The organism is Staphylococcus sp. FSL W8-1268 (assembly GCF_038003965.1).
Taxonomy (GTDB): domain Bacteria; phylum Bacillota; class Bacilli; order Staphylococcales; family Staphylococcaceae; genus Staphylococcus; species Staphylococcus hominis.
Genome location: NZ_JBBOQE010000001.1, coordinates 32,272 through 57,107, shown reverse-complemented (window position 1 = coordinate 57,107; position 24,836 = coordinate 32,272). Strand labels below are relative to the sequence as shown.

The following is a 24,836-nucleotide window of genomic DNA, read 5'->3' as shown; positions in this document are numbered from 1 at the left end:
TATCTTTTATTTTAATTTTAATGTAAAGGCATTAATTGCAACAATAACCGTACTTAGTGACATTAAAATAGCACCTATTGCAGGTGATAAAATCAAGCCGATAAATGCTAAAATACCAGCTGCTAAAGGTACAGCAACAATATTATAACCTGCACCCCACCATAAGTTTTGCACCATTTTTCTCATAGTATTATTTGAAAGGGTCAAGAAATGAATGATATCTGATGGATTACTTTTAACAAGTATGATATCACCTGAATCCACTGCAACATCTGTGCCTGCACCAATTGCTATACCAATATCGGCTCTTATAAGACTCGGCGCATCGTTGATACCGTCTCCGACCATCATGACTTTATTACCGTCACTTTGATAATCTTTTATAATGCTTTCCTTATCTTCTGGCATGAGTTGTGCGTGGACATCACTAATACCTAATTCTTTTGCGACAGCGTGTGCCACTTCATTATTGTCACCTGTAAGCATGACTGGTGTAATATGTCTTGATAGTAAATCAGCTACCATTTGTTTTGAGCTTTCTTTAATTTGATCTCCTTGAGCAATCATGCCAATGACTTGTTGATCCTCAATTAAATAGCTGATTGAATTACCTTGTTGAGCTAATTTAGTAAACAAGTCATTGTCATAATTAAGTTTATGTTTATCAAGATAAGAGACATTTGTTATTTTATATGTTTTATTATCAATTAGACCTTCTAATCCAACACCCGGAATATTATTAACGTCTTGTGGATTAGTAAATGAAACATTTTTACTTTTCGCAAAATCAACAATACTTATAGCTAATGGGTGATTAGATTGACTTTCTAATGAGGCGAAAAGGCTTAATATTGTATCATTACTCAAATCATTTTTAAAGCTCTCGTAATGATTCACAGAAAAGTTACCCTCAGTTAAAGTACCAGTTTTATCCATCATTACATAATCGATATGTTGAGCTATTTCTACAGACTCTCTATTTTTAATAATTAAACCATTATGTGCACCAATTGAAGTCGAACGTGCAGTGACTAAAGGTATTGCCAAGCCTAACGCATGTGGACAAGCAATGACTAACACAGTTACAAGACGTTCTAATGCAAAATCAACATCATTTTGAATGAGCATCCAGACAATAAAAGAAATCACGCCAACACTTACAGCAAAGTAGAATAAATAACCCGCTACTTTATCAGATAACAATTCAGCACTAGATTTATCATTTTGTGCTTGATTAACAAGTCCCATAACTTGAGAAAGATATCCATCTTCTCCCACAGCTGTAACCTTGACTTGTATTGTTCCAGACCCATTAATAGAACCCCCGATGACGTTGTCATTTTGATTTTTTTGGACTTTTTTAGATTCTCCAGTGACTAGGGATTCATCTATAGATGTTTGTCCTTGAACGATAATACCATCTGTCGGAATGCTTTCTCCGGCTTTTACTTCGACGATATCATCAGTCATGATGTCTGATATTTTAACTTCTTCGCGTTGGCCATTATCCATAACTTTAATAGCACTATTAGGTAACAGTTCTGCCATTTTCTTTAAAGCATCTCCAGCATTTCCGACAGCATTCATTTCTATCCAATGTCCTAATAGCATAATTAAAATTAAGGTTGCTAATTCCCAAAAAAAGTCCATTGTATGACCAGTTGCACTACCAAAGTGATTCATATAAAAAGCATACAAGCTATAAATATAAGCTACTGAGATACCTAGGGCAACTAAGGTCATCATGCCTGGTTTTTTTGTAGCAATTTCATCTTTACCACCAGACAAGAACGGTTTACCACCATAAAAGAATAAAATTGTACTTAATATTAACACTACCCATTCAGAACCTGGAAATGTGAATTGAAAAGGTAAATTAACACCCATCATTGGCGATAAAAGAATGATAGGTATTGCAAAAATTAATGAAACAAAAAACTTAACTTTAAAATTTCCATGATGATGTGCATGGCCACTATGATGATGTGAAGCATGATTATCATGATGCATTTGATTGGAATGATTCATGTGATTTTGATGATTATGCGCTTCACCATTATTCTTCAAATTAACCCCTCCCAATGAAAACGTGATAGTAAAGCTACTTATACTATAACATATACCCCCTTAGGGTATAAATAGTTTCGATTTATCTCAATTTATGGATTTGTTTATATCATTCTGAAAATAATGTCTACACGTCCTACATTAGACCTTGTCATCGATGTTTAAAACAAGGTTTTAATTAAAAAATCTCATCTGAACTATCGCATGACAATACACTCTGACCAAGGTTAGCATTATCAACACAAGTCATATATTACTATTCTTAAAGAAAATAACGCATTTCAAAGTAGGTCTAGAAAAGCAAATTGTCTAGATCATTATTTAAAGAAGCCAGTAAATGAATTCATAATAAACTCATTTACGGGCTATTTTTCTAGTATTTATATTCAGTCTTTTCAAACTATATTAATCATTTTTTGATTCTCAAATTCTACGCCACAATAGCTGCATTTTATTAAAGATACTATATATTCAATCAATTTCAGAGTGAGTTATATACAACCTCATTTTTAGTTTTATTTATAATATGATTCTGCACATAGGTTAATGATGCGGTTTTTAATTAACGTCTTTTTGTTATAAGTCTTAAAGAAATACTAAATAAACAACATCATTTTCCTTAATTGAAACGAAAGAACGACAAATTCCATACTATTACATTGGAATTTGTCGTTCATTTATTAGAAGCATATATTTTACAGACTTCTAAATTAATTGTTACAACAACAATTATTATCCTGTTGCTCTTTTTCATTTTTTTCTTTTTTTTCTTCAATTTCTACAGAACAACAAGATTGTTCCTGAGGTTTTAATTTTTTTAATACGTCTTTGACTCCCATTATCTCACCTCCTTTAAATAACGATGTTCACCATCAAACCTGTAGAAATAGCTACAACTAAAATGGCGATAACGAATGAGATTACAAATTTTTTCTTGAATAGTTTCGATAATAATACAACTTCTGGAATACTTGCACCAGCACCACCAATGATCAAAGCAACAACTGTCCCAAGCGACATTCCTTTTGAAGCTAATGCTTCAGCTATAGGTAACATGGTTTCAGGTCTAATATACATAGGAATACCTATAATAGAAGCAATAAATACGGATATAATGCCACCTCCACTCGCATATTTAGTAATAAATGTTTCGGGTACAAAGCCATATATAAAAGCACCAATAAATACACCGATAAATAAGTAAGGAATCATTGGATATAAGAATACCCAAGCATCATTTAATGCTTGTTTAAAACGAGATCCATGTTTATTAGCGAAAAACCCATCGCCTTTAACATTTACACCTTTATAACTTTTAGATAAATTCATTTTTGAAAATACTAGACCCGTTAAGACACTAAAGATTGCTAGTACAATAAAATAAACAACAGCAACTTTCCAACCTAATAAGGCCCATAACATAAATATCATTAAGGGATTCATTAAAGGTGACGCAATTAAAAAACTCATTGCAGGACCAAATGGAACTTTAGAATTTAATAAACCTGCAAGTATAGGAATTGTAGAACAAGAACAAAATGGTGTCATCGCACCAAAAGCCATTCCCAAAATATAATTAATAGCTTGATTAGGTTTACTTAAAAAGTATTTTATTTTTTCTTCTGAAACTATCTGCTGGATGATACTTACAATAAAGCTCACGATGATAAATAGTATGAATAGTTCAAAAAACAACATCACAAATGTTTTTATAAATTCCATAATTGAATCTAACATGAGTATAATGCCTCCAAATTTAATTAATCAATATTTCTTGATGTATTAATCAAAAAAAATTGATTAATACTACATTAAAAAAGATACTTAAAGTATCTTACAACAAGTATCTTCATTTAAAACAACCTGTATTTGCTGCTCATTAATTTTATAATAATTCCATGTGCCATGCTTTTCAGCAATAAGAACATTTGCATCTACTAATTTTTTTAAATGATAAGAAAGTTTAGATTGTTTTATATCTAATAACTCTTCTAAATCACATACACATAATGATTTATTGAAGCTTTGGCTAATTTGATTTAGTATTTTTAATCTGATTTTATCGGCAAGTGCATTAAACATATTTTCATAAAAGTCAAATTGTTGATCTTCACTCATATCAGTCTTTGCTTTAATAACTTCCATAAAAGACCATCCTTTTTATAATATTTCATTGAGTTTATATTATCTTTATTTCAATTCTTGAATTGCTTGTTTATAGTTATTTTTTGTTGATTCGCCATACTGATTAATGTTCCCTTTAAAAAACTCCTTTTCCATATATATTGTAGCTTCTTTTAAATTGATTTCTCTTGATAGCATAACAAGATTTAAATAACTTACAAAATAACCAACAGTTAAAGTACTTGCATGGTTTACTCGCAATCAAGCACGCCTCCTTATTGTCAACGTAGTTTTATATCATTTAATACATCAATTTTTTTTGATGTATTAAATGTAAATCAATATCCATATTATCGCAAGAAAAAAACTATAATTTTTACATAAACTTAGGTATTGCTCACAGAAATACTAAAATAATTTTTTTATAAATTGTATTATTAAGAATTAAATTTAGTAAAATTTTTAAAACTCAAATAAAAACATAGACATCCATCTATATAGATGTTAGTCTATAATCGTAAATTAATTAATGAGGTGAGTATAATGTTAAATATTGAAATATACGAAGAAGCTATGTGCTGTTCTACTGGGGTATGTGGTCCAGAACCGGATGAAACACTAATAAAAGCGAACCAAATCAATGAATATTTAAAACAAAATCAAATAGAAGTTCAACGTTATAATATGAATAATAATCCGAATGAATTCATTAAAAATCAAGAAGTTATTCGTTTAATTCAAGAAAAAGGTGATGAAGTTTTACCCATCACTTTTATAGAAGGCGGTATAGCTAAAACGGGCGCTTATATTACCCAAGAAGAAGCTAATGAAATCATTACAGTTAATCAAATGAGAAATGGAGGATGCTGTGGTGGAGATGGATGCTGTTAAATACTTAAATAAATTGAATTTAGATAACATTGAGTTAACAAAATATTTGTTTTTTACTGGTAAAGGTGGCGTAGGCAAAACAACGATATCAAGTTTTATTGCTTTAAACTTAGCAGAGAATGGAAAGAAAGTAGCTTTAGTAAGTACTGATCCAGCTAGTAATTTACAAGATGTATTTCAAATGGAATTATCTAATAAATTAACTAAATATCAACCTATACCTAATCTCTCTATAGCCAATTTTGACCCGATTGCTGCTGCAGACGATTATAAAGCACAATCTATAGAACCTTATGAGGGGATTCTACCAGAAGATGTGCTTTCTGAAATGAAAGAACAGTTAAGTGGTTCATGTACAGTTGAAGTAGCAGCATTTAATGAATTTACAAATTTTTTATCCGATAAAACTTTAGAACAAGAATTTGATTTCATTATATTTGATACAGCTCCCACAGGTCACACCTTGAGAATGCTTGAATTACCTTCTGCATGGACAGATTATTTAAATACAACGAGTAATGACGCTTCTTGCTTAGGTCAATTATCAGGTTTAAATGAAAATAGAGTTAAATATAATTCAGCACTTGAAAAACTACGTAACCAAGATGATACGACCATGATGTTAGTTGCGAGACCTACTCACTCTTCTATATATGAAATTCAAAGAGCGCAACAAGAATTACAACAACTGTCAATTTCTAAATTCAAAGTAATCATTAACAACTATATAGAAGAAAGTCACGGTTTAATTTCGAGTCAGATGAAATCAGAACAAGATAAAAACATTAATCATTTTACTGAATGGTTAAATAACAACCATGCTTATTATGTTCCATATAAAAAGCAGAAAGAAGAAGGTATAGAAAGTTTAACTAATCTATTAAATGATGATAACTTAATTGAAAATGATGACTTTATTGTTGAAGATCATCCGCAATTCAATAAATTAATCGATGAAATTGAAAATAGTAAAGTTCAATATTTATTTACAATGGGAAAAGGTGGCGTTGGTAAAACGACAGTAGCAACGCAATTAGCTACAACGTTATCTAATAAAGGATATCGTGTTCTTTTAGCAACTACTGACCCTACTAAAGAAATTAATGTTGAAACTACAAGTAATTTAAATACTGCTTATATTGATGAAGAACAAGCATTAGAAAAGTATAAAAAAGAAGTACTAGCCACAGTGAATGATGATACACCACAAGACGATATCGATTATATTATGGAAGATTTAAAATCACCTTGTACAGAAGAAATAGCATTTTTCAAAGCCTTTAGTGACATTATGGAGAATCAAGACGACATGGATTACGTCATTGTAGATACAGCTCCTACAGGCCATACCTTGCTGTTACTTGATTCTAGTGAAAATCATCATAGAGAATTAAAGAAAAAATCAACTCAAACTACCAGTAATGTTGAAACATTATTACCTAAAATTCAAAATAAAAATTTAACACAGATGATAATCGTAACACTAGCAGAAAAAACACCTTATTTAGAATCTAAACGTTTAGTAGAAGATTTAAATAGAGCTAATATAGGCCATAATTGGTGGGTTGTTAATCAATCGTTAGTTACGCTAAATCAACGTGATGACCTTTTTAGTAACAAAAAAGAAGATGAATCATTTTGGATAAACAAGATTAAAAATGAAAGTCTTGATAATTATTTTGTCATACCTTATCGAATATCAGAATATTAATGTTATTGATTATAATGAGACCTAGCGTCTACTTTAAACCAGTTAATAATTTAGGAGTTAAGCAAGTATATAATTTATCAAGTGACAATAAAAATTATCAACGTTATAAAAGGTTCCAAGTAGAAAGGAAGAAGAAAAATTGAATTATAAAGAAATTTCACAATACTTAAAAGTGATTGCTGATAGTAGTCGTCTTGAAATATTAGATTTGTTATCTTGTGGTGAATTATGCGCTTGTGATTTATTAGAGCATTTTTCTTTTTCTCAACCCACATTAAGTCATCATATGAAAGTATTAAAAGACAATAATTTAATTACATCTAGAAAGGATGGTAATAAAAATTTATATAAATTGAATCATGATGTATTAGATGACATTACATCACGACTCACTCTATTGAGTTCCAATACTGTCCCATGTATATGTGAAACTGTAGAGAAAGGTGAGTGTTAACAATGACGATATTAGCAATCACTATTTTTCTATTAACGTTAATTTTTATCATTTGGCAACCTAAGGGGTTAGATATTGGTATTACAGCATTGATTGGCGCTATCATCGCCATTATTACAGGTGTTGTTAGTCTCTCAGATGTTATTGAAGTTACAGGGATTGTTTGGAATGCGACGTTAACCTTTGTCGCTGTTATACTCATTTCATTAATTTTAGATGAAATTGGATTTTTCGAATGGGCAGCTATACATATGGTCAGAGCTTCAAATGGTCATGGGTTTAAGATGTTTGTCTACATTATGTTGTTAGGCGCTATTGTAGCAGCCTTCTTTGCGAACGATGGAGCTGCATTAATCCTCACTCCAATCGTGCTCGCTATGGTAAGAAATCTTGGGTTTAATCAAAAAGTCATTTTTCCTTTTATCATTGCAAGTGGATTCATTGCAGATACTACGTCTCTTCCATTAATTGTAAGTAACTTGGTTAATATCGTTTCTGCTGACTACTTCCATATTGGATTTATTGAATATGTAAGTCGCATGATGATTCCAAATCTATTCTCTTTACTTGCAAGTATCGTTGTATTATGGTTATATTTCAGAAAAGTTATCCCCAACCATTTTGAAATTAAAAACCTTAAAACACCTGATCAAGCCATTAAAGATCCAAAATTATTCAAGTTTTCATGGATTGTTTTATCAATCTTACTCATTGGTTATATAGTTAGTGAATTTATTCAAATTCCAGTATCGATCATTGCTTGTTCAATTGCGTTTATATTTACTGTATTGGCCTATCAATCAAGCGTTGTAAACACGAAACAAGTGATCAAAGGCGCACCTTGGAATATTGTGCTCTTTTCTATAGGAATGTATTTAGTTGTATTTGGTCTGAAAAACGTGGGTATTACTGCACTATTAGCTAATATTCTATCAAGCATATCAAACTATGGATTATTTAGTAGTGTTATGGGTATGGGTTTCATATCCGCATTCCTTTCAGCAATTATGAATAATATGCCTACCGTATTAATTGATGCAATTGCTATTGGACAATCTGCAACTACCGGTTTAATCAAAGAAGGCATGATTTATGCTAATATTATTGGCGCAGATTTAGGACCTAAAATTACACCTATCGGCTCCTTAGCAACACTACTATGGTTACACGTTTTAACACAAAAGGGAGTAAAAATTTCATGGGGCACATATTTTAAAACAGGTATTGTTATTACGATTCCTGTTCTGTTTATCACATTAGTTGGTTTATACGTTACACTTATTATTTTCTAAAAAAAGAGGAGACTATTTATGGATAAAAAAACAATTTACTTTATATGTACAGGTAATTCATGCCGTAGCCAAATGGCTGAAGGTTGGGCTAAGAACATTTTAGGTGATGAATGGCAAGTATATTCTGGCGGTATTGAGGCACACGGTGTCAATCCGAAAGCAATCGAAGCGATGAAAGAAGTCGGAATTGATATCTCAAATCATACTTCTAATTTAATTGACAACACTATACTAAACCAATCTGATTTAGTAGTAACTCTATGTAGTGATGCTGATCAAAACTGTCCTGTATTGCCGCCTAATGTAAAGAAGGAACATTGGGGATTTGACGATCCTGCTGGCAAACCTTGGTCAGAATTCCAACGTGTTAGAGATGAAATCAAAGCAGCCATTGACTCATTTAAGGCTAGATAAATTTTAAGCGTCTCAATATCATTGAGACGCTTTTTTATTATTAATTATTTTATACTTTTTGATTTATCTCCAGGATTAGTCATTTTTCTTATCTATTTAATTTACACACTTAAAAATATCCTCCTTAACAATAATAAGTTATTTAAATTATTGATTAAGGAGGATATTTTTATATCTATTTATTTCTCAATCTAGAACTAGATTTTTATCGTGCTTTCAGCTCATTTCCTGTCATCCATTTATGATTTTTAATGATTTTACCATTATCTTTGGATTTGTAATCAACTACGTAAACAGTCGTCTTTTTCACGTTATCTATATTGGCTGTAGCACCTTTCATACCAGACATATGATTTGCTTCTAATTTAACAGTATCGCCCTTACTAAATCCATCTTTAGGTGCATCTTTGATCTCTTCGTTTACGACCCATTTATGATTGTTTACTTTTTCATTTCCATTTGTGGGTTTATAACTTACAACATAAGCATATGTTTTATACGCACCTTTTACAGTAGCTTCTGCACCTTTCATACCTGGCATATGCCCTGCTGTAATCGTTACTTTATCTCCTACTTTAAATTCACCCTCATTAGTCGATGTCATATCTTCAGGAACTTTACTTTCATCATTATGCTTCATATGGCTCTCACTTTTTTGGTCATTAGTGTCTTTATCTTTTTTCATCATATTAAAATCTCCCTATTGATTAGTTTGTTACTTTTACTTGACCCATCATTCCATTATCTTCATGCTCAAGTATATGACAGTGAAACATGTATGTTCCAGTATTTTTAAATACAACCTCTATTTTAGCTTTTTGTCCAGGTTCCAAAGATATAACATCCTTTTTACCCCTCATATCTTTTGGAGGTTTCTCCCCATCCACAGATAAAACTTTAAATTGCGTTCCATGGATGTGGAAAGGATGTTTCATACCACCCATTTTATCTTTGACGTTTTCAATTTCCCATACTTCTTTCTGGTTTAACTTTTGTGTAAAATCTATTCTGTTAGGATCGAATTTATTACCATTAATGGTAACATGATCATTCATACCTTCTAATTTTATTTTCTTACCTACTTTTGGTGTATTACTTTTGTTAGAACTTTTCTCTTTGTTACTAATCGGTAAAATTACAGTTTTATCATTATCAACCAGACTGATTTTCTCGCCTTTCATTTTAGATAAATCTATTACTATTTCTTTTCTTTCTGAAGGAGCTAAATTAATTTCTTTTAATTTTTTAGCGTTTTTTAATTGACCGCCATCTGAAGCAATATACTCAAAACTTTGATTATTACTTAGCTTAAGATTTAAATCTCGAGCATTAGAACCATTTAAAAGTCTCAAACGTATTTTCTCTTCTTTTGCTGTAAGTTTGGGGTTTACTATTCCGTTCACAAGAACAGTATCACCTTGAGTGCCATCTTCGTCTTTCGTTTTTGAATAATTTAATTTTTTAGATACAAATGTTTTATCTTGGATTATTATAGGCAAATCATTTTTTCCATAATTACTAGGATAATTATTCTTTTTACTATCTTCTATATATAATAATCCTGATAAGCCATTATAAACTTGTTTAGCTGTATTTGGAGAGGGGTGGGGGTGATACCATAACGTAGCAGAATCTTGATTAACCTCAAATTTTATAGTTTTTTCTTTTCCTGGTTTTATAACCTGAGAAGGCCCTCCATCCACTTTTCCATTTACTTCTAATCCATGCCAATGAAATGTTGTATTTTCATCTAAGTTATTTATTAACTTAATTTTAACTTTATCTCCTTTTTTTAATTTTAAAGTTGGTCCAAGTAAATTTCCATTGTAGCCTAGAGTATTAGAAAAATTATTTTTGTAAAACTCTGTCTTTCCTTCCTGAGCTTTTAATGTATAATTTTTATAACCATTGTTATCTTTTTTTGACTCTGCAACTTTAGGAAATATTATTTCATTTTTTCCTTGTGAAGAATTTAATTTCTTTCTTTCGTCATGATGTTTCATATTTGTCATATCCATTGTATTTTTCTTATCTTCTTTCATATTCATCATATCATTCTTACTTTCTGCGAAAGTATCATTAGACGCAATAATTATTATGGAAAAAATTATAATTAAAATTGCAAAAACTTTATTATACATAAGGTTTACCTCTTTTCTTTTAATTTTAATGTAAAAGCATTAATCGCTACTATAACTGTACTTAAAGACATTAATATTGCTCCTACAGCTGGTGATAATATTAACCCGATAAAAGCTAATGCGCCAGCTGCTAAAGGTACAGCAACAATATTATAACCTGCACCCTACCATAAGTTTTGCACCATATATTAACACTACCCATTCAGAACCTGAAAATGTGAATTAAAAAGGTAAGTTAACACCCATCAGTGGCGATAAAAGAATGATAGGTATTGCAAAAATTAATGAAACAAAAAACTTAACTTTAAAATTTCCATGATGATGTGCATGGCCACTATGATGATGTAAGGCATGGTTATCATGATGCATTTGATTAGAATGATTCATGTGATTTTGATGATTATGCGCTTCACCATTATTCTTCAAATTAACCCTTCCTAATAAAAATGTTATAGTAAAATTACTTATACTATAACATATACCCCCACAGGGTATAAATAGTTTCGATTTATCTCAATTTATGGATTTATTTATATCATTCTGAAAATGATGTCTACACGTCCTACATTAGACCTTGTCATCGATGTTTAAAACAAGGTTTTAATTAAAAAATCTCATCTGAACTCTCGCATGACAATACACTCTGACCAAGGTTAGCATTATCAACACAAGTCATATATTACTATTCTTAAAGAAAATAACGCATTTCAAAGTAGGTCTAGAAAAGCAAATTGTCTAGATCATTATTTAAAGAAGCCAGTAAATGAATTCATAATAAACTCATTTACTGGCTACTTTTCTAGTATTTATATTCAGTCTTTTCAAACTATATTAATCATTTTTTGATTCTCAAATTCTACGCCACAATAGCTGCATTTTATTAAAGATACTATATATTCAATCAATTTCAGAGTGAGTTATATATAACCTCATTTTTAGTTTTATTTATAGTATGAGTCTGCGCATCAGTTAATGATACGGTTTTTTTAATATTGTTTTATCATAAATCTTAAACATGTAAAATAACTTTTAAATTAAATATAGTATGAATTAATTTAGGGAGCGAGACTACAAATTCAAAATGAATGTTGTCCCACTCCCATGTTTTTAAAATATCAACTTAATAATTGCAACGACGATTAAAATACATATTATCGTTTTTTGAATATAGTCAGGTATTTTCTGGCCCATTTTCATACCTAGAGGCGTAAATAGTATACTACCTAAAATTAACGGTATTGCACTATTGATAGGAATATACCCCTGTAATAATTTAATCATAAATGCTCCAATAGAAGAAATGAATGCAATTACAATACTATTTGTAACCACCATGTTCATTGGTAATTTAAATATAACAAGTAGTACTGGAATAATAATAAATGCGCCACCAGCTCCTACAATACCAGATACCAAACCGATGATACCACCTATTGTAATTAAAAGTAGACGATTAAACTTAATATGACTAGTAGATGGTGTGACTTTTATAAACATTAGAATAAGAGCTAGTAATGCAATAATAATATAAACCGTATTAACAAACTGAACATTTATTAAATTCGCTAAGATTGCACCTAGCATACTACCTATTACCATTCCACTTCCCATATTAAGTATAAGCGTTCTAGAAAAATTTTTATTTTTATATGCGTTTAAAGATCCACTCAATGTACTAAAAAACACCTGACTTGAAGTTAATCCTGAAGCAATATAAGCACTATAAGTAGGTAAACCAAATAATGGTGGTAATAATAAGAGAGCTGGGTAAATAACAATGGCTCCCCCTATACCGACTAATCCAGAAATAAATCCTCCTAAGATACCAATAACTAACATTACTATAATGGTGGTTATACTTATCATTTACTTTTTATCAATAATTCAACTGCTTCATTAATTAGTGCCTGAGAATCTTCACTATTTTCTTCAGACATTTTGACGCATTCTACTAAGTTTTCACTAATGATAATACCCATTAACCGTTGAATAGAACTTTTAGAGGCACTTAATTGACTAATGACGTCTTTACAATTTTTTTCTTCCTCCATCATTTTAATGACTCCATTAAGCTGTCCTTGTATGCGATGAATACGATTAATCATCTTTTTATTATATTCCAATATATTTCACTCCACATTCATTTTTAATAATTACATCATATTGATTAAATTTTATTTTGTCAAATACCCCCGTAGGTATTTGACAAACTATCTAATTCGTTATAATATACCCCCATAGGTATTTAAAAGGAGGCAATTATGTCACAATATAAAACGAAACACATTAATGATTTCACTAAAAAGGAATTAGAAGAATTGGGTTCTAAGGGTCAATTAATTGACGTTCGACAGCCTGAAGAATTTGAATTAGGACACATTAAAAATGCTTTATTACATTCAGTTGAAAATATAGAGACTTTTAAACAAAGCAAAAATAAAACTTACTATATCTATTGTAAAAGTGGTAATAGAAGTAGAAAAGCAAGTCAATTTCTTGCACAACGCGGATACGATGTGGTGAATTTAGACGGAGGTTATATCGCATACGAAGAACAACATCATAATGATAATTTATCTAAAGTAAAAGAAGATAGAGAAATTAAAGATAATCGTAAGACATTCAATTATAGTAATCTACAGTGTCCAGGACCTATTGTTAATATTAGTAAAGAAATCAAAAACATCGCTATTGGTGATCAAATAGAAGTTGTTGTGACTGATCACGGATTTTTAAATGATATTAAAAGTTGGGTCAAACAAACTGGACATACGCTTGTTAGACTCAACGATTTTGGTAATGAAATTCGCGCTATTATTCAAAAAGAAGAAAATAAAAATATAGAAGTGACACACACGAAAAGTGGAACAACAATTGTTTTATTTAGCGGCGAGCTAGATAAAGCAGTTGCAGCAATGATTATTGCTAATGGTGCTAAAGCTGCAGGTAGAGATGTAACCATCTTTTGCACATTTTGGGGCTTAAATGCACTTAAAAAAATTCAAAGTCAACGCATTAAGAAAAAAGGTATTGCAAAACTTTTTGACTTTATGCTTCCAAATTCACCAATTAACATGCCTATTTCTAAAATGAATATGTTTGGTTTAGGCAATCTAATGATGCGTTATGTCATGAAAAAGAAAAATGTCGATACTTTACCTTCTCTTATTGATCAAGCGGTTGAGCAAGGTGTTAAACTTATCGCTTGTACAATGAGTATGGATGTGATGGGCATTACAAAAGAAGAATTACGCGATGATGTAGAATACGGTGGCGTAGGTGCATATATTGGATATACAGAACAAGCTAATCACAATTTATTTATATAATTAGAAAGGAATGATATTATGTTTTTTAAACAATTTTATGATAAACATTTATCTCAAGCATCTTATTTAATCGGTTGTCAAAAAACTGGAGAAGCCATGATTATTGATCCTATTCGTGACTTATCTTCATATATTCGAGTTGCTGATGAAGAAGGTTTAACCATTACTCATGCAGCTGAAACACATATACATGCAGATTTTGCTTCAGGAATTAGAGATGTTGCTATAAAGTTAAATGCTAATATTTATGTATCGGGTGAAAGTGATGACACATTAGGTTATAAAAATATGCCTAACCACACTCATTTTGTTCAACATAATGACGATATTTATGTAGGAAATATAAAATTAAAAGTGCTTCATACACCTGGTCACACGCCAGAAAGTATAAGTTTTTTACTTACTGACGAAGGTGCTGGAGCACAAGTTCCAATGGGACTATTCAGTGGTGATTTTATTTTTGTAGGAGATATCGGTAGACCTGATTTACTAGAAAAAGCGGTTAAAGTAGAAGGATCATCTGAAATAGGCGCTAAACAAATGTTTAAATCGATTGAAAGTATTAAAGACTTGCCAGACTACATTCAAATTTGGCCTGGTCATGGCGCTGGTAGTCCTTGTGGTAAATCTTTAGGTGCTATTCCAACATCTACGCTTGGCTATGAAAAACAAACGAACTGGGCTTTTTCTGAAAATAACGAAGCTACCTTTATCGATAAACTCATTTCTGACCAACCTGCACCACCACATCATTTTGCACAAATGAAAAAAATCAATCAACTCGGTATGGATTTATACCAACCTTATACAGTTTATCCAGCTACAAGTACAAACAGATTAACTTTTGATCTCCGCAGTAAGGAGGCTTATCATGGTGGACATATTGAAGGTACAATCAATATTCCATATGATAAAAATTTCATCAATCAAATTGGCTGGTATTTAAACTATAATCAAGAAATTAACTTGATTGGAGACTATCATCTTGTTTCAAAAGCAACGCACACCTTGCAACTCATTGGATACGATGATGTTGCTGGATATCAATTACCTCAATCTAAAGTTCAAACACGTTCCATTCATAGTGAAGATATTACAGGTAACGAATCACATATATTGGATGTACGTAATGATAATGAATGGAATAATGGCCACTTATCTCAAGCGGTTCATGTACCACACGGCAAACTTTTAGACACAGATTTACCTTTCAGTAAAAATGATGTTATTTATGTACACTGTCAATCTGGCATTAGAAGTTCGATAGCTATTGGTATTTTAGAACACAAAGGTTATCACAACATTATTAATGTAAATGAAGGTTACAAAGATATACACCTTTCTTAATATTTATACTAATGAAGAAGGACTATAAGTAGTTAGATATAGCTTATAGTCCCTTTTTATATTATTGGATACATATCTATTTAAAAATCATTTATGTATCCTCCTTTATGTCATTTAATAAATATTTTATATAGTGCATACCTTTTTTGTTTATTGATGTGATCAAAAAACATAACAGCAATTCTTATAAACCTCATATGTTCTGATACGTTCAAAATCCCTTTATGATGCGGTTTATCGTATAAAAGTTAATTACATATTGTTTCATTCACTATGATTATCGTCATTTATAAGTAATGTATTCAATGTTTCTATTACGCCATCTCTATCATTATTAATTGAACTTAAATTTGCTTTACTTTTAAGTTCTGGATAAGCGTTGTCCATAGCAACTTTGTATCGTGCATGCTCAAATAAAGGAATATCATTTAAACCATCACCAAATACAATCGTTTGTTCACTACTTATATTTAATAAATTTTGTAAAAAGCGAATCGTTTTTCCTTTATCAACGTCTTTATCTACTGCTTCGATAGCAGCTTGAATATGTTTACGTAAATATTCAATACGGTAGTCATCATGAATATATCCATAACAATAAATCGTCTAGTGTTAAATGATTCGTTTAATCAATGATACTTGTTCACCAACTACAGTAAAACGACTACTAATTTTCAATCTTCTCATCGCATGTAATCGTTATAGTTACAAGTTGAGTCAGATGTCAATGTTTAAAGTCGATAAATAAAAAATCCCCTATCATTCAGACTTTCAAATCTCAATGATAGGGTCAGTATAAACAATTGTATTAATTATATTCATCTTCAATATCGCCAACGATTTCTTCAAGAATATTTTCTAAAGTAATGATACCTTTGAAATCAGCATCATCATAAACTGCAGCAATATGAATTTTTTTCTTTTTCATCATTTCCAAAATGTGCTTCAATGGCGTATTCAGTTTAACATTGATAATTGGATTAACAAATGTGGCTAACTTAGATGGCTGATCCACATTAAATAATGATTTGGAATGGATAAAACCAACAATTTGCTCATCTTTAACAGCTGGATATCTTGTAAATGCATCTTCTTTAATTTGTTGAAGCGCATCATCAAAACGCGTATTTAAATTGAGTGTTTTGACATGTTCTTGATCAATCATAATATCTTTTGCGACTAAATTATCGAATTTAAATGCTTGATTAATATGGTGTAACTCACTGTCATTAATTTCGCCACCTTCATGGCTATCTTGAATTAATTGTTTCAATTCTTCTTCAGAGTGGAATACCTCACTCTCTTTAGCTGGTTTCATGTTGAATATTTTCAAGATTAATCGTGCTGCACCATTTAATAGCCAAATAAATGGATACATTATTTTATAGAAAAAGATGATCGGCTTCGCAAAGAGTAATGTAATATACTCTGCTTTTTGAATCGCAATGGTCTTAGGCGCCATCTCACCTACAACTACATGTAAAAATGTCGCGATAACAAACGCACCACCAATAGTAAATGGATGTATCCATGCTTCAGGAATACCTATACTACTGAATAGTGGGTGTAGAATAAATTCAAATGTGGACTCCCCGACCATACCAATACCTAAAGCAGTAATGGTAATACCTAATTGACAGGCAGCTAAATATTCGTCAAGATGATCGACAACTTTTTTAGCAGCGATTGCTTTCTTCTCTCCTGCATTAGACAATTGTGCAATTCTTGTTTCTCTGACTTTCACGATAGCAAACTCTGTCGCTACGAAAAATGCCGTTAGGACTAATAATAATATAAAAGTAATCAGACTAAATAGGGTCCCCAAATATGTTCCTCCAAAATAAAAAATATAGACTTACTATTATGTGAATTGTATCAACGTTTTATATATAATCAAAATATTTAGATTTTAAATACTAATATCAATAGTGCTATCAACTAGAACAAGATAAACAAACGGAAGCTCCACATTATGATGCTGATATGACTGCACAGACAACATTCAAAGATATTGAAGAATTAGAGAAAGAGTAATTGAAATCACTGTATCTAACGGTTACCAATCGTATGGATATAAGGATAGATGAATATAATAAAAAGTAATTTTACATTATCCTTAAATTGAATAACGCTATTATTACACAACTATTTGATAATCATCCCACTCGACAAAGTCCCCCTCAGCATTTCGTCTTTATTTTTGCCACAAACTTTATATATAACTATTGAATAAACAATGACTATTCTGTTATTCTTTCATTTATTTTATCTAACCAATTTTAGAATTCTCTTTATCAATTTCAATAACACTTATCTAATGAAACAGCCATTGTCGTCATTATTTTCATAACTACACGAAGCTTATATTGAAATTGCTAAAGAACATCCCACAATGATTTTTTACCGGAAAAGGAATGGGATTTGTAGATTCGAAGAAACAGAAGGATTGTACAAGCACAATCCCAAAATCTCGTTATTTTTTATAAATGAATAATATATATAGGGAATCAGAGAGATACACTCCTCATCAATACTCATAAATAATGAGCTGATTGTTCATCAAAATACGCGGTATTTCGGGATTTCCTTGTTACACCAACTTTTATCACAGGTTTTTATATAGAATTTTCTCATATTGTCAACGGGATTCGTAATAAATGACAAATCAAATATATCGATTTATATGTTACTCAAATATAGTATATTTATTTTTATTATCGTTATATACAAAATTAATGAATATTATATACTAAAAATTAATATTAAAAATATATTCACTGCTACATAAATACAGTATTTATAATTAATAAGATTAATTAAATACATAAAATTTAAATTTACCCTTTAAATAACTCTTGTTTTTTGTATAATTATTGTATGTAACTAAAATAAATATATAATAAAGGAGTTATTAATTATGTTTATTCTTGCTACATCATTGTCAAGTCAAGTAAATCCTGATTGGCGAACTTATGTTATGCTTGCAGTTTATTTCTTTATTTTACTTATTATTGGGTACTATGGTTATAAACAAGCAACTGGGGATTTGAGTGAATATATGCTTGGAGGGAGAAATATAGGACCTTACGTCACAGCATTATCAGCCGGCGCTTCTGATATGAGCGGTTGGATGATTATGGGATTACCTGGAGAAGTTTATACTACAGGTTTATCAGCAGCATGGTTAGCTATTGGGTTAACTATTGGAGCTTATGTTAACTACATACTTGTAGCACCAAGACTTCGTGTGTACACTGAAAAAGCGAATGACTCAATCACATTACCTAACTACTTTACACATCGCCTTAATGATCATTCTAATATTATTAAAATTATCTCTGGTGGTATTATTGTTGTATTCTTTACACTATATACTCACTCGGGTATGGTTTCAGGTGGTAAATTGTTTAATAGTGCTTTTGGTCTAGATTATCATGCTGGTCTTATTCTAGTTTCGGTGATTGTTATTGCTTATACATTCTTTGGGGGATATTTAGCTGTATCATTAACTGACTTCTTTCAAGGTGTAGTTATGTTAATTGCGATGGTTATGGTACCTATTGTAGCCATGATGCAGCTCGGAGGTATTGATGCTTTTTCTCAAGCAGCAGATTTAAAACCGACTAATTTAGATTTATTTAAAGGTACCACTATTGTGGGCATTATTTCTTTCTTTGCTTGGGGATTAGGTTACTTTGGTCAACCGCATATTATAGTACGATTCATGTCAATCAAATCCGTTAGTCAATTAAAAACAGCCAGAAGATTTGGTATTAGTTGGATGGCTATTAGTTTAATTGGTGCTGTATGTGTAGGATTGATAGGTATTGCTTTTGTTCAAGATAGAGGAGTTAAATTAAATGATCCAGAAACGCTTTTTATTTTAATGGGTCAAATTTTATTCCATCCATTGGTTGGTGGTTTCCTTCTTGCAGCAATTTTAGCAGCTATTATGAGCACAATCTCCTCACAACTACTTGTTACTTCTAGTTCACTTACTGAGGATTTCTATAAATTAATTAGAGGCGAAGAAGCTGCAAAAAAACATAAAAAAGAGTTTTTATTAGTAGGTCGATTATCTGTTCTTATTATAGCAATTATATCTATTATAATCGCATGGACTCCGAATGATACTATACTGAATCTTGTTGGTAATGCATGGGCTGGATTTGGTGCTGCATTTGGTCCACTGGTATTACTATCTCTCTATTGGAAGGGATTAAGTCGTACAGGAGCTATTTCTGGTATGATATCAGGATCAGTTGTCGTCATTATTTGGATTGTTTTTGTGAAACCATTGGGAGAATATAATGACTTCTTTAATTTATATGAAATTATTCCTGGATTTTTAACAAGTTTAATTGTGACTTATGTCGTAAGTCTTATAACTAAAAAACCGAATAGAGATGTTGAAAAAGAATTAGAAGAAGTTAAAAAACTTGTAAAAGAAAAATAACACTTTGTCACTTAAAGAGGTAGAACAAGAAATTGTGGTTCTATCTCTTATTTTTTTATTTACAAATTTCATTTTATTGAAGTATATAGTTTTTATCAATTTCAATAACACTTATCTAATGAAACAGTCATTGTCGTAATTATTTTCATAACTACACGATGCTTATATTGAAATTGCTAAAGAATATCCCACGATAATTTTTTACCGGGAAAGGAATGGGATTTGCAGATTCGAAGAAGCAGAAGGATTGTGCAAGCACAATCCCAAAATCCCGTTATTCTTTATAAATAAATAATATATATAAGGAAGCAGAGACCCAACCCTATCATCAATACTTATAAATAATGAGTTGATTGTTCGTCAAAATGAGTGGGATTCCGGGATTTCCTCGTTACACCAACGTTTATCACGGGTTTTTGATTGGAATTTTCTCTTATTCCCACCGGGATTCGTAATAAATGACAAATCAAATATATATTATCCCAATGATGTATATCAACTACATCACTATCACACTATCTAGGAGGCAATGATATGGAAACAATCACTCAAGAACTCAAACAATATATAACTCGTCTCTTCCAACTATCTAACAATGAAACGTGGGAATGTGAAGCATTAGAGGAAGCAGCAGATAATATTCTACCCGAACGTTTTATTAACGATACCCCACTTGCGCATCTTACACTTGACACTTATACCTACTATAATGATGAGCTACATGAGCTAAGTATCTACCCATTTCTTATGTACGCCAATAACCAACTCATCAGCATTGGTTATTTGGATCATTTTGATATGGACTTTCTCTACCTCACTGATACTAAAAATACAATTATTGATGAACGTCATTTATTAAAAGAAGGAGGGAAAGACCATGAATAATTGGATCAAAGTTGCACAAATATCTGTTACGATTATTAGTCAAGCAATTATCATCATGAAAGAAATTCAAGACGAGGTAAAATAATATGAAAATCAATCGATATATCACAAGAGGCATTAGTGAACACCTATCTCTAGAGCTTCAAATATTACTTTGGAATATGGTGAAAGAAAGAGATAATCAACCCCATATAGATTACCTACACATTTTTAGACTGCAAGAAGATGAAAATATACTCACAATCACACATGAACAAGAACAACCCGCATACAAATTGGAATATCACTATACAAACTATATAAAAAATCAAAATGCATTACCTAAGAAAGTCTACGTCATCCGAGAAGATGATGTAGACATTTTTTTTATGTGATGCTTTTACCAGAAGAACACTAAAAGGAGTGACGATGATGAATACAATCAAAAGTACAATACACACAGAATCCATATTTAGCGATGATGAACAACACCGCTACTTACTCAAGAAAACTTGGGATGAAAAGAAACCGGCTTGTACAGTAATCACCATGTATCCTCATTTAGATAGTGTATTATCACTCGATCTCACAACTGTTCTCATCCTCAACCAATTAGTAAATTCTGAACAATATGGCGCTGTATATTTTGTTAATCTATTTTCAAATATTAAAACACTTGAAAACCTTAAACATATCAAAGAACCTTATGACGAGCACACAGATATCTACTTGATGAAAGCGATAAGCGAAAGTGACACAGTCATTCTAGTCTATAGCGCCTATGCGAAGCGCCCTGTTGTTATCGAACGTGTTGAACAGGTGATGGAAATTTTAAAATCTCATAAAAAGAAAATTAAAAAACTCGTTAATCCAGCAACAAATGAAATTATGCATCCACTTAATCCTAAAGCACGTCAAAAATGAACATTGAAATAAAGGAAGATTATCTATGAACCATGACACTACACAATCAGATTGGCGAATGGTTGCTAGTTGTTTAGCATCGCAAGATTATGTATCAATAGTAAAAGGTTTAATACACCATTTTACAGCAATTGAAGATGAAGCAATACTTGATAAGATCTATGATGATTTTATGAATGATGATTCTATAACAACGTTACTTAACAATGATTTACAAACAATTATTAGCCATTATCTATCAAAATAAAAACTATATTCTAATAAAACTAGAGCATCCTTCACTTTTACGGTGAGGATGTTTTATTATTTTTTTATTGTTACTATTAATATTTTTATTCTTAATACAAAAAATGTGAGAATTTTATAGGTTTCATAGTAAAAGTAATAAATCAAGAATAACAAGAAAATGAGAATTAGTATGTGATGAATTGTTAAAATAAAGTGTTCACAGTGAATGATGACTTATTTGTTATTTATATTTATAATACAAATATATAAGAAAATCTTGGGAGTGGAATTATGAAACTAAGAGCATTAGAGTATAGTGATTTACTTTTTGTTCATGAATTAAATAATGAATATTCTATTATGGCTTATTGGTTTGAAGAACCTTATGAATCCTTAACGGAACTTCAATATTTATTTGATAAACATTTATTAGATGAATCGGAAAGACGTTTTATTGTTGAAGATGAAAATCAAGTCGTAGGTATTGTTGAATTAGTAGAAATTAATTACATCCATCGTAATTGTGAAATACAAATAATTATTAAACCTGAGTTCAGTGGTAAAGGTTATGCAAAATTCGCATTCGAAAAAGCGATAAATTATGCATTCGATATATTAAACATGCACAAAATTTATCTATATGTTGATACAGATAACAAAAAAGCTGTGCATATATACGAGTCACAAGGATTTAAAACAGAAGGATTACTCAAAGAGCAATTCTATACTAAAGGTAAATATAAAGATGCCTATTTTATGTCATTATTGAAATCTGAATATATTTTGTAGCATAAAAATAACTCATATATTCATTTAGGTAGGTTCAAACCTAAATTACTTCTACTAAAATTGAAATGGGCTTCACTCGAATGTCCGTAAGAGAAAGAAATTCTTGATAAAATCTACGAGGATTTTACGAATGATGACGCTGTAACAACAGTACTTAATAACGATTTACAAACAATTATTAATGACTATCTATCAGAATGAAGCTTATATTAATTTCAACTAAAATAGAGCATCCCTCATCACAAAGTGAAGGAGGCTCTCAATTTATTTTTTCTATTTTCAATTAACATAATAGGACTTTATAAAAATCAGACAAACATTTTCTGTAAAAAGCCTTATTTGCGTTGTTTTAATAATTCATTCAATCTTTGAAACTTGTTTTTCAATCAGTTTATCAAAACTATTCAAGAATCTTCCTATTTTTAATTGTTCTTCAAAATTTGGTACTTCGATACTAATATTTTCAAACGTAGACTTATTTACAATTTGAGTTGCTGTTTTCCCTACAATACGTTTCATATATTTTAACACTCTTTCAAAAGCATAATATAAAAAGTCTATGTTCTTATCATTATTAGGAACTAGCGCATTTATTTGTTGATTACATGATCCTTCTTTTCTTAAAATTGCATTCTTTCCAATACTAGCTATACAAGTAATAAGCAATGTATTTTTAGGTTAATTGTCTAGCTTTTTTAAACCCTTCATCGCTCAACATGTACTCACTCTTTTTTATTATTTATATCAGTAGGTGTAACCCATATATAGTTATTACTATTCCAATTTACACTTTGTTTGTTAATAGGCGTATTACCTGTATAAACATTACCTAATTCTTTAATTTTTTGAGTTACCCATTTAGAATACTCATTTTCATTTTCATCCTTAAATCTTGTGAAAAAATATTTTGCATATAACCTTTCTTTTGTTGCTCTAACAATTCTAGTTTCTTCTCTTCCAACTCAATCTGACGATCGAGTTTGCTAAAGAAAGTTCCTATTTTTTCTTGTTCTTCTAGACATGTATATGGTATTTTAAATTTTTCTATGTCCCTTTTAGTAATATTAGGATCTTTTCAACTACTTGCTGCAAAACATCTCCACTGTTTTACATTAAAATTGAGATAGGATTGCAAAAACTTAGAATTATAATTACCTTTTTTATTAGAGGTGAAATTGCTTGGTTAGTGGTTGCCTTGATATTCAAAATTCCTGTTCTACCAATTTGATTAAACCCACCATACATAGCTATTAGTACGGTATCTTTAGATAAAAGTTTCAAGTTATTTAAAACAATATCAGTTACTTTTTCAGAAGTATCATTAATTAATGAATTATTTAAGTCTGTAGTTTTCATCCAAGGTATATTTCCATTTTCATAATAAGAAGTATTAGATCTAAGAAGTGTAGAGCCAGAAACAACATTAAACAATTCTTAATAATTTTTATTTCCCATTCATCTCTAAACTCCGGAAATCTCAGTTTTGGAGTATTTATTTGTTCAGACATGTTTTAACGCTCCTAGTTCTTTGAGATATTCATTAATTTCTGATTCAATATTATGTATATTTACACTTTCATAGTTCAAATCCTTAAATTTTTGAAGTACCTCATTATCTAATGCATATTCACTCTGATAAGCCATTCATCCACCTTAAACTTAATCTTTCCTTAAATATATCAAAATTTAGTAATAATTAATATTGGATGTGTTATTTTATACTAGATAAATAACTAACTTTTTTAAAATATAGTATATTTATTACTTTTTATCTGTAAATCCGACTAATAATATTACTAAAAATT

24 protein-coding genes and 6 pseudogenes are annotated in these 24,836 nt (G+C 30.5%); 14 read left to right on the top strand and 16 right to left on the bottom strand.

Annotation, left to right across the window (positions count from 1 at the left end; translation table 11 throughout):
• Nucleotides 1–6: 6 nt before the first annotated feature.
• The 5 genes from NST64_RS00305 to NST64_RS00285 form a co-directional block, all read right to left on the bottom strand.
• Complete coding sequence (locus NST64_RS00305; protein ID WP_049418526.1) at nucleotides 7–2,067, bottom strand: heavy metal translocating P-type ATPase; 2,061 nt, start codon at nucleotides 2,065–2,067, stop codon at nucleotides 7–9.
• 710 nt (nucleotides 2,068–2,777) lie between these two features.
• Complete coding sequence (locus tag NST64_RS00300) at nucleotides 2,778–2,906, bottom strand: hypothetical protein (RefSeq protein WP_002449516.1); 129 nt, start codon at nucleotides 2,904–2,906, stop codon at nucleotides 2,778–2,780.
• 13 nt (nucleotides 2,907–2,919) lie between these two features.
• The gene (locus NST64_RS00295; protein WP_049418518.1) at nucleotides 2,920–3,804 is read right to left on the bottom strand and encodes a permease; all 885 of its coding nucleotides are present in this window, start codon (nucleotides 3,802–3,804) and stop codon (nucleotides 2,920–2,922) included.
• 87 nt (nucleotides 3,805–3,891) lie between these two features.
• Nucleotides 3,892–4,212: an ArsR/SmtB family transcription factor gene (locus tag NST64_RS00290; RefSeq protein WP_002449352.1), complete on the bottom strand. Its 321-nt coding sequence runs from the start codon at nucleotides 4,210–4,212 to the stop codon at nucleotides 3,892–3,894.
• A 45-nt stretch (nucleotides 4,213–4,257) separates the two neighbouring features.
• Nucleotides 4,258–4,452 carry a hypothetical protein gene (locus NST64_RS00285; protein ID WP_002441924.1) on the bottom strand — a complete coding sequence of 65 codons (195 nt, stop codon included), beginning with the start codon at nucleotides 4,450–4,452 and terminating at the stop codon, nucleotides 4,258–4,260.
• Between the two features lie 282 nt (nucleotides 4,453–4,734).
• Between NST64_RS00285 and arsD the strand changes: the two genes are divergently transcribed.
• The 5 genes from arsD (at nucleotide 4,735) to arsC (ending at nucleotide 8,953) form a co-directional block, all read left to right on the top strand.
• Nucleotides 4,735–5,082 (top strand): arsenite efflux transporter metallochaperone ArsD, encoded by a 348-nt coding sequence (arsD, locus tag NST64_RS00280; RefSeq protein ID WP_049418520.1) that lies wholly within the window; start codon nucleotides 4,735–4,737, stop codon nucleotides 5,080–5,082.
• A complete protein-coding gene (gene arsA / locus NST64_RS00275) occupies nucleotides 5,069–6,793 on the top strand; it encodes an arsenical pump-driving ATPase (protein WP_193391461.1) in 1,725 nt (574 codons plus the stop codon). Before arsD ends, arsA begins: the two co-directional genes overlap by 14 nt.
• Nucleotides 6,794–6,932: 139 nt before the next feature.
• Nucleotides 6,933–7,247 carry an ArsR/SmtB family transcription factor gene (locus tag NST64_RS00270; RefSeq protein WP_019835554.1) on the top strand — a complete coding sequence of 105 codons (315 nt, stop codon included), beginning with the start codon at nucleotides 6,933–6,935 and terminating at the stop codon, nucleotides 7,245–7,247.
• A 2-nt stretch (nucleotides 7,248–7,249) separates the two neighbouring features.
• Nucleotides 7,250–8,539: an arsenite efflux transporter membrane subunit ArsB gene (arsB, locus tag NST64_RS00265; RefSeq protein WP_049418523.1), complete on the top strand. Its 1,290-nt coding sequence runs from the start codon at nucleotides 7,250–7,252 to the stop codon at nucleotides 8,537–8,539.
• An 18-nt stretch (nucleotides 8,540–8,557) separates the two neighbouring features.
• Complete coding sequence (gene arsC, locus NST64_RS00260) at nucleotides 8,558–8,953, top strand: arsenate reductase (thioredoxin) (protein ID WP_019835552.1); 396 nt, start codon at nucleotides 8,558–8,560, stop codon at nucleotides 8,951–8,953.
• 205 nt (nucleotides 8,954–9,158) lie between these two features.
• Here arsC and NST64_RS00255 read toward each other — a convergent pair whose 3' ends face one another.
• The 6 genes and pseudogenes from NST64_RS00255 to cstR form a co-directional block, all read right to left on the bottom strand.
• The gene (locus NST64_RS00255; protein ID WP_070855475.1) at nucleotides 9,159–9,641 is read right to left on the bottom strand and encodes a YdhK family protein; all 483 of its coding nucleotides are present in this window, start codon (nucleotides 9,639–9,641) and stop codon (nucleotides 9,159–9,161) included.
• 19 nt (nucleotides 9,642–9,660) lie between these two features.
• The gene (locus tag NST64_RS00250) at nucleotides 9,661–11,094 is read right to left on the bottom strand and encodes a multicopper oxidase family protein (RefSeq protein WP_049417917.1); all 1,434 of its coding nucleotides are present in this window, start codon (nucleotides 11,092–11,094) and stop codon (nucleotides 9,661–9,663) included.
• Nucleotides 11,095–11,099: 5 nt separating this feature from the next.
• Nucleotides 11,100–11,279 (bottom strand): annotated as a pseudogene (locus tag NST64_RS11595) (copper-transporting ATPase); the annotation flags it as partial.
• A gap of 40 nt (nucleotides 11,280–11,319) precedes the next feature.
• Nucleotides 11,320–11,520 (bottom strand): annotated as a pseudogene (locus NST64_RS00245) (hypothetical protein); the annotation flags it as partial.
• Between the two features lie 681 nt (nucleotides 11,521–12,201).
• The gene (locus NST64_RS00235; protein ID WP_002473148.1) at nucleotides 12,202–12,960 is read right to left on the bottom strand and encodes a sulfite exporter TauE/SafE family protein; all 759 of its coding nucleotides are present in this window, start codon (nucleotides 12,958–12,960) and stop codon (nucleotides 12,202–12,204) included.
• Nucleotides 12,957–13,217, bottom strand: a complete 261-nt coding sequence (gene cstR, locus NST64_RS00230; protein ID WP_000456194.1) for a persulfide-sensing transcriptional repressor CstR — start codon at nucleotides 13,215–13,217, stop codon at nucleotides 12,957–12,959. Before cstR ends, NST64_RS00235 begins: the two co-directional genes overlap by 4 nt.
• 138 nt (nucleotides 13,218–13,355) lie before the next feature.
• Between cstR and NST64_RS00225 the strand changes: the two genes are divergently transcribed.
• A complete protein-coding gene (locus NST64_RS00225; protein WP_049418350.1) occupies nucleotides 13,356–14,423 on the top strand; it encodes a DsrE/DsrF/DrsH-like family protein in 1,068 nt (355 codons plus the stop codon).
• An 18-nt stretch (nucleotides 14,424–14,441) separates the two neighbouring features.
• On the top strand, nucleotides 14,442–15,770 hold the full coding sequence (gene cstB / locus NST64_RS00220; RefSeq protein ID WP_049418349.1) for a persulfide dioxygenase-sulfurtransferase CstB: 1,329 nt from the start codon (nucleotides 14,442–14,444) through the stop codon (nucleotides 15,768–15,770).
• Between the two features lie 264 nt (nucleotides 15,771–16,034).
• Here cstB and NST64_RS00215 read toward each other — a convergent pair.
• Together NST64_RS00215 and NST64_RS00210 are read right to left on the bottom strand one after the other, a co-directional pair.
• Nucleotides 16,035–16,361: pseudogene (locus tag NST64_RS00215) on the bottom strand (HAD-IIB family hydrolase); the annotation flags it as partial.
• A 217-nt stretch (nucleotides 16,362–16,578) separates the two neighbouring features.
• Nucleotides 16,579–17,595 carry a hemolysin family protein gene (locus tag NST64_RS00210; RefSeq protein ID WP_049418348.1) on the bottom strand — a complete coding sequence of 339 codons (1,017 nt, stop codon included), beginning with the start codon at nucleotides 17,593–17,595 and terminating at the stop codon, nucleotides 16,579–16,581.
• A 173-nt stretch (nucleotides 17,596–17,768) separates the two neighbouring features.
• Here NST64_RS00210 and NST64_RS00205 point away from each other — a divergent pair.
• The 7 genes and pseudogenes from NST64_RS00205 to NST64_RS00175 form a co-directional block, all read left to right on the top strand.
• Nucleotides 17,769–18,003 (top strand): annotated as a pseudogene (locus tag NST64_RS00205) (cassette chromosome recombinase CcrB); the annotation flags it as partial.
• Nucleotides 18,004–18,687: 684 nt separating this feature from the next.
• Nucleotides 18,688–20,226, top strand: coding sequence for a sodium/proline symporter PutP (putP, locus tag NST64_RS00200; protein WP_049418347.1), 1,539 nt, complete (start codon nucleotides 18,688–18,690; stop codon nucleotides 20,224–20,226).
• A gap of 534 nt (nucleotides 20,227–20,760) precedes the next feature.
• Nucleotides 20,761–21,111, top strand: coding sequence for an SAUGI family uracil-DNA glycosylase inhibitor (locus NST64_RS00195; RefSeq protein ID WP_049418344.1), 351 nt, complete (start codon nucleotides 20,761–20,763; stop codon nucleotides 21,109–21,111).
• An 86-nt stretch (nucleotides 21,112–21,197) separates the two neighbouring features.
• Nucleotides 21,198–21,508 (top strand): annotated as a pseudogene (locus NST64_RS00190) (DUF960 family protein).
• Between the two features lie 14 nt (nucleotides 21,509–21,522).
• On the top strand, nucleotides 21,523–22,014 hold the full coding sequence (locus tag NST64_RS00185) for a DUF1643 domain-containing protein (RefSeq protein WP_049418342.1): 492 nt from the start codon (nucleotides 21,523–21,525) through the stop codon (nucleotides 22,012–22,014).
• A 25-nt stretch (nucleotides 22,015–22,039) separates the two neighbouring features.
• Nucleotides 22,040–22,261 (top strand): hypothetical protein, encoded by a 222-nt coding sequence (locus NST64_RS00180; RefSeq protein ID WP_049418340.1) that lies wholly within the window; start codon nucleotides 22,040–22,042, stop codon nucleotides 22,259–22,261.
• Between the two features lie 272 nt (nucleotides 22,262–22,533).
• Nucleotides 22,534–23,031 carry a GNAT family N-acetyltransferase gene (locus tag NST64_RS00175; RefSeq protein ID WP_017175155.1) on the top strand — a complete coding sequence of 166 codons (498 nt, stop codon included), beginning with the start codon at nucleotides 22,534–22,536 and terminating at the stop codon, nucleotides 23,029–23,031.
• A gap of 335 nt (nucleotides 23,032–23,366) precedes the next feature.
• Here the strand turns inward: NST64_RS00175 and NST64_RS11590 are convergent.
• The 3 genes and pseudogenes from NST64_RS11590 to NST64_RS00155 form a co-directional block, all read right to left on the bottom strand.
• Nucleotides 23,367–24,049 (bottom strand): annotated as a pseudogene (locus NST64_RS11590) (restriction endonuclease subunit S); the annotation flags it as partial.
• 89 nt (nucleotides 24,050–24,138) lie between these two features.
• Complete coding sequence (locus NST64_RS00160) at nucleotides 24,139–24,462, bottom strand: restriction endonuclease subunit S (RefSeq protein ID WP_080984376.1); 324 nt, start codon at nucleotides 24,460–24,462, stop codon at nucleotides 24,139–24,141.
• A 69-nt stretch (nucleotides 24,463–24,531) separates the two neighbouring features.
• Nucleotides 24,532–24,675, bottom strand: a complete 144-nt coding sequence (locus NST64_RS00155; protein ID WP_049418338.1) for a hypothetical protein — start codon at nucleotides 24,673–24,675, stop codon at nucleotides 24,532–24,534.
• Nucleotides 24,676–24,836: the final 161 nt, after the last annotated feature.

Excerpts from the sequence above, each read along its gene's own strand:
- NST64_RS00195 (WP_049418344.1), top strand. The coding sequence starts at position 20,761 with ATGGAAACAATCACTCAAGAACTCAAACAATATATAACTCGTCTCTTC.
- cstB (WP_049418349.1), top strand. The coding sequence starts at position 14,442 with ATGTTTTTTAAACAATTTTATGATAAACATTTATCTCAAGCATCTTAT.
- NST64_RS00290 (WP_002449352.1), bottom strand. The coding sequence starts at position 4,212 with ATGGAAGTTATTAAAGCAAAGACTGATATGAGTGAAGATCAACAATTT.
- NST64_RS00295 (WP_049418518.1), bottom strand. The coding sequence starts at position 3,804 with ATGTTAGATTCAATTATGGAATTTATAAAAACATTTGTGATGTTGTTT.
- NST64_RS00250 (WP_049417917.1), bottom strand. The coding sequence starts at position 11,094 with ATGTATAATAAAGTTTTTGCAATTTTAATTATAATTTTTTCCATAATA.
- NST64_RS00180 (WP_049418340.1), top strand. The coding sequence starts at position 22,040 with ATGAACCATGACACTACACAATCAGATTGGCGAATGGTTGCTAGTTGT.
- NST64_RS00155 (WP_049418338.1), bottom strand. The coding sequence starts at position 24,675 with ATGGCTTATCAGAGTGAATATGCATTAGATAATGAGGTACTTCAAAAA.
- NST64_RS00300 (WP_002449516.1), bottom strand. The coding sequence starts at position 2,906 with ATGGGAGTCAAAGACGTATTAAAAAAATTAAAACCTCAGGAACAATCT.
- arsA (WP_193391461.1), top strand. The coding sequence starts at position 5,069 with ATGGATGCTGTTAAATACTTAAATAAATTGAATTTAGATAACATTGAG.
- arsB (WP_049418523.1), top strand. The coding sequence starts at position 7,250 with ATGACGATATTAGCAATCACTATTTTTCTATTAACGTTAATTTTTATC.
- NST64_RS00255 (WP_070855475.1), bottom strand. The coding sequence starts at position 9,641 with ATGATGAAAAAAGATAAAGACACTAATGACCAAAAAAGTGAGAGCCAT.
- NST64_RS00185 (WP_049418342.1), top strand. The coding sequence starts at position 21,523 with ATGAATACAATCAAAAGTACAATACACACAGAATCCATATTTAGCGAT.
- NST64_RS00175 (WP_017175155.1), top strand. The coding sequence starts at position 22,534 with ATGAAACTAAGAGCATTAGAGTATAGTGATTTACTTTTTGTTCATGAA.
- arsD (WP_049418520.1), top strand. The coding sequence starts at position 4,735 with ATGTTAAATATTGAAATATACGAAGAAGCTATGTGCTGTTCTACTGGG.
- NST64_RS00225 (WP_049418350.1), top strand. The coding sequence starts at position 13,356 with ATGTCACAATATAAAACGAAACACATTAATGATTTCACTAAAAAGGAA.
- arsC (WP_019835552.1), top strand. The coding sequence starts at position 8,558 with ATGGATAAAAAAACAATTTACTTTATATGTACAGGTAATTCATGCCGT.
- putP (WP_049418347.1), top strand. The coding sequence starts at position 18,688 with ATGTTTATTCTTGCTACATCATTGTCAAGTCAAGTAAATCCTGATTGG.
- NST64_RS00235 (WP_002473148.1), bottom strand. The coding sequence starts at position 12,960 with ATGATAAGTATAACCACCATTATAGTAATGTTAGTTATTGGTATCTTA.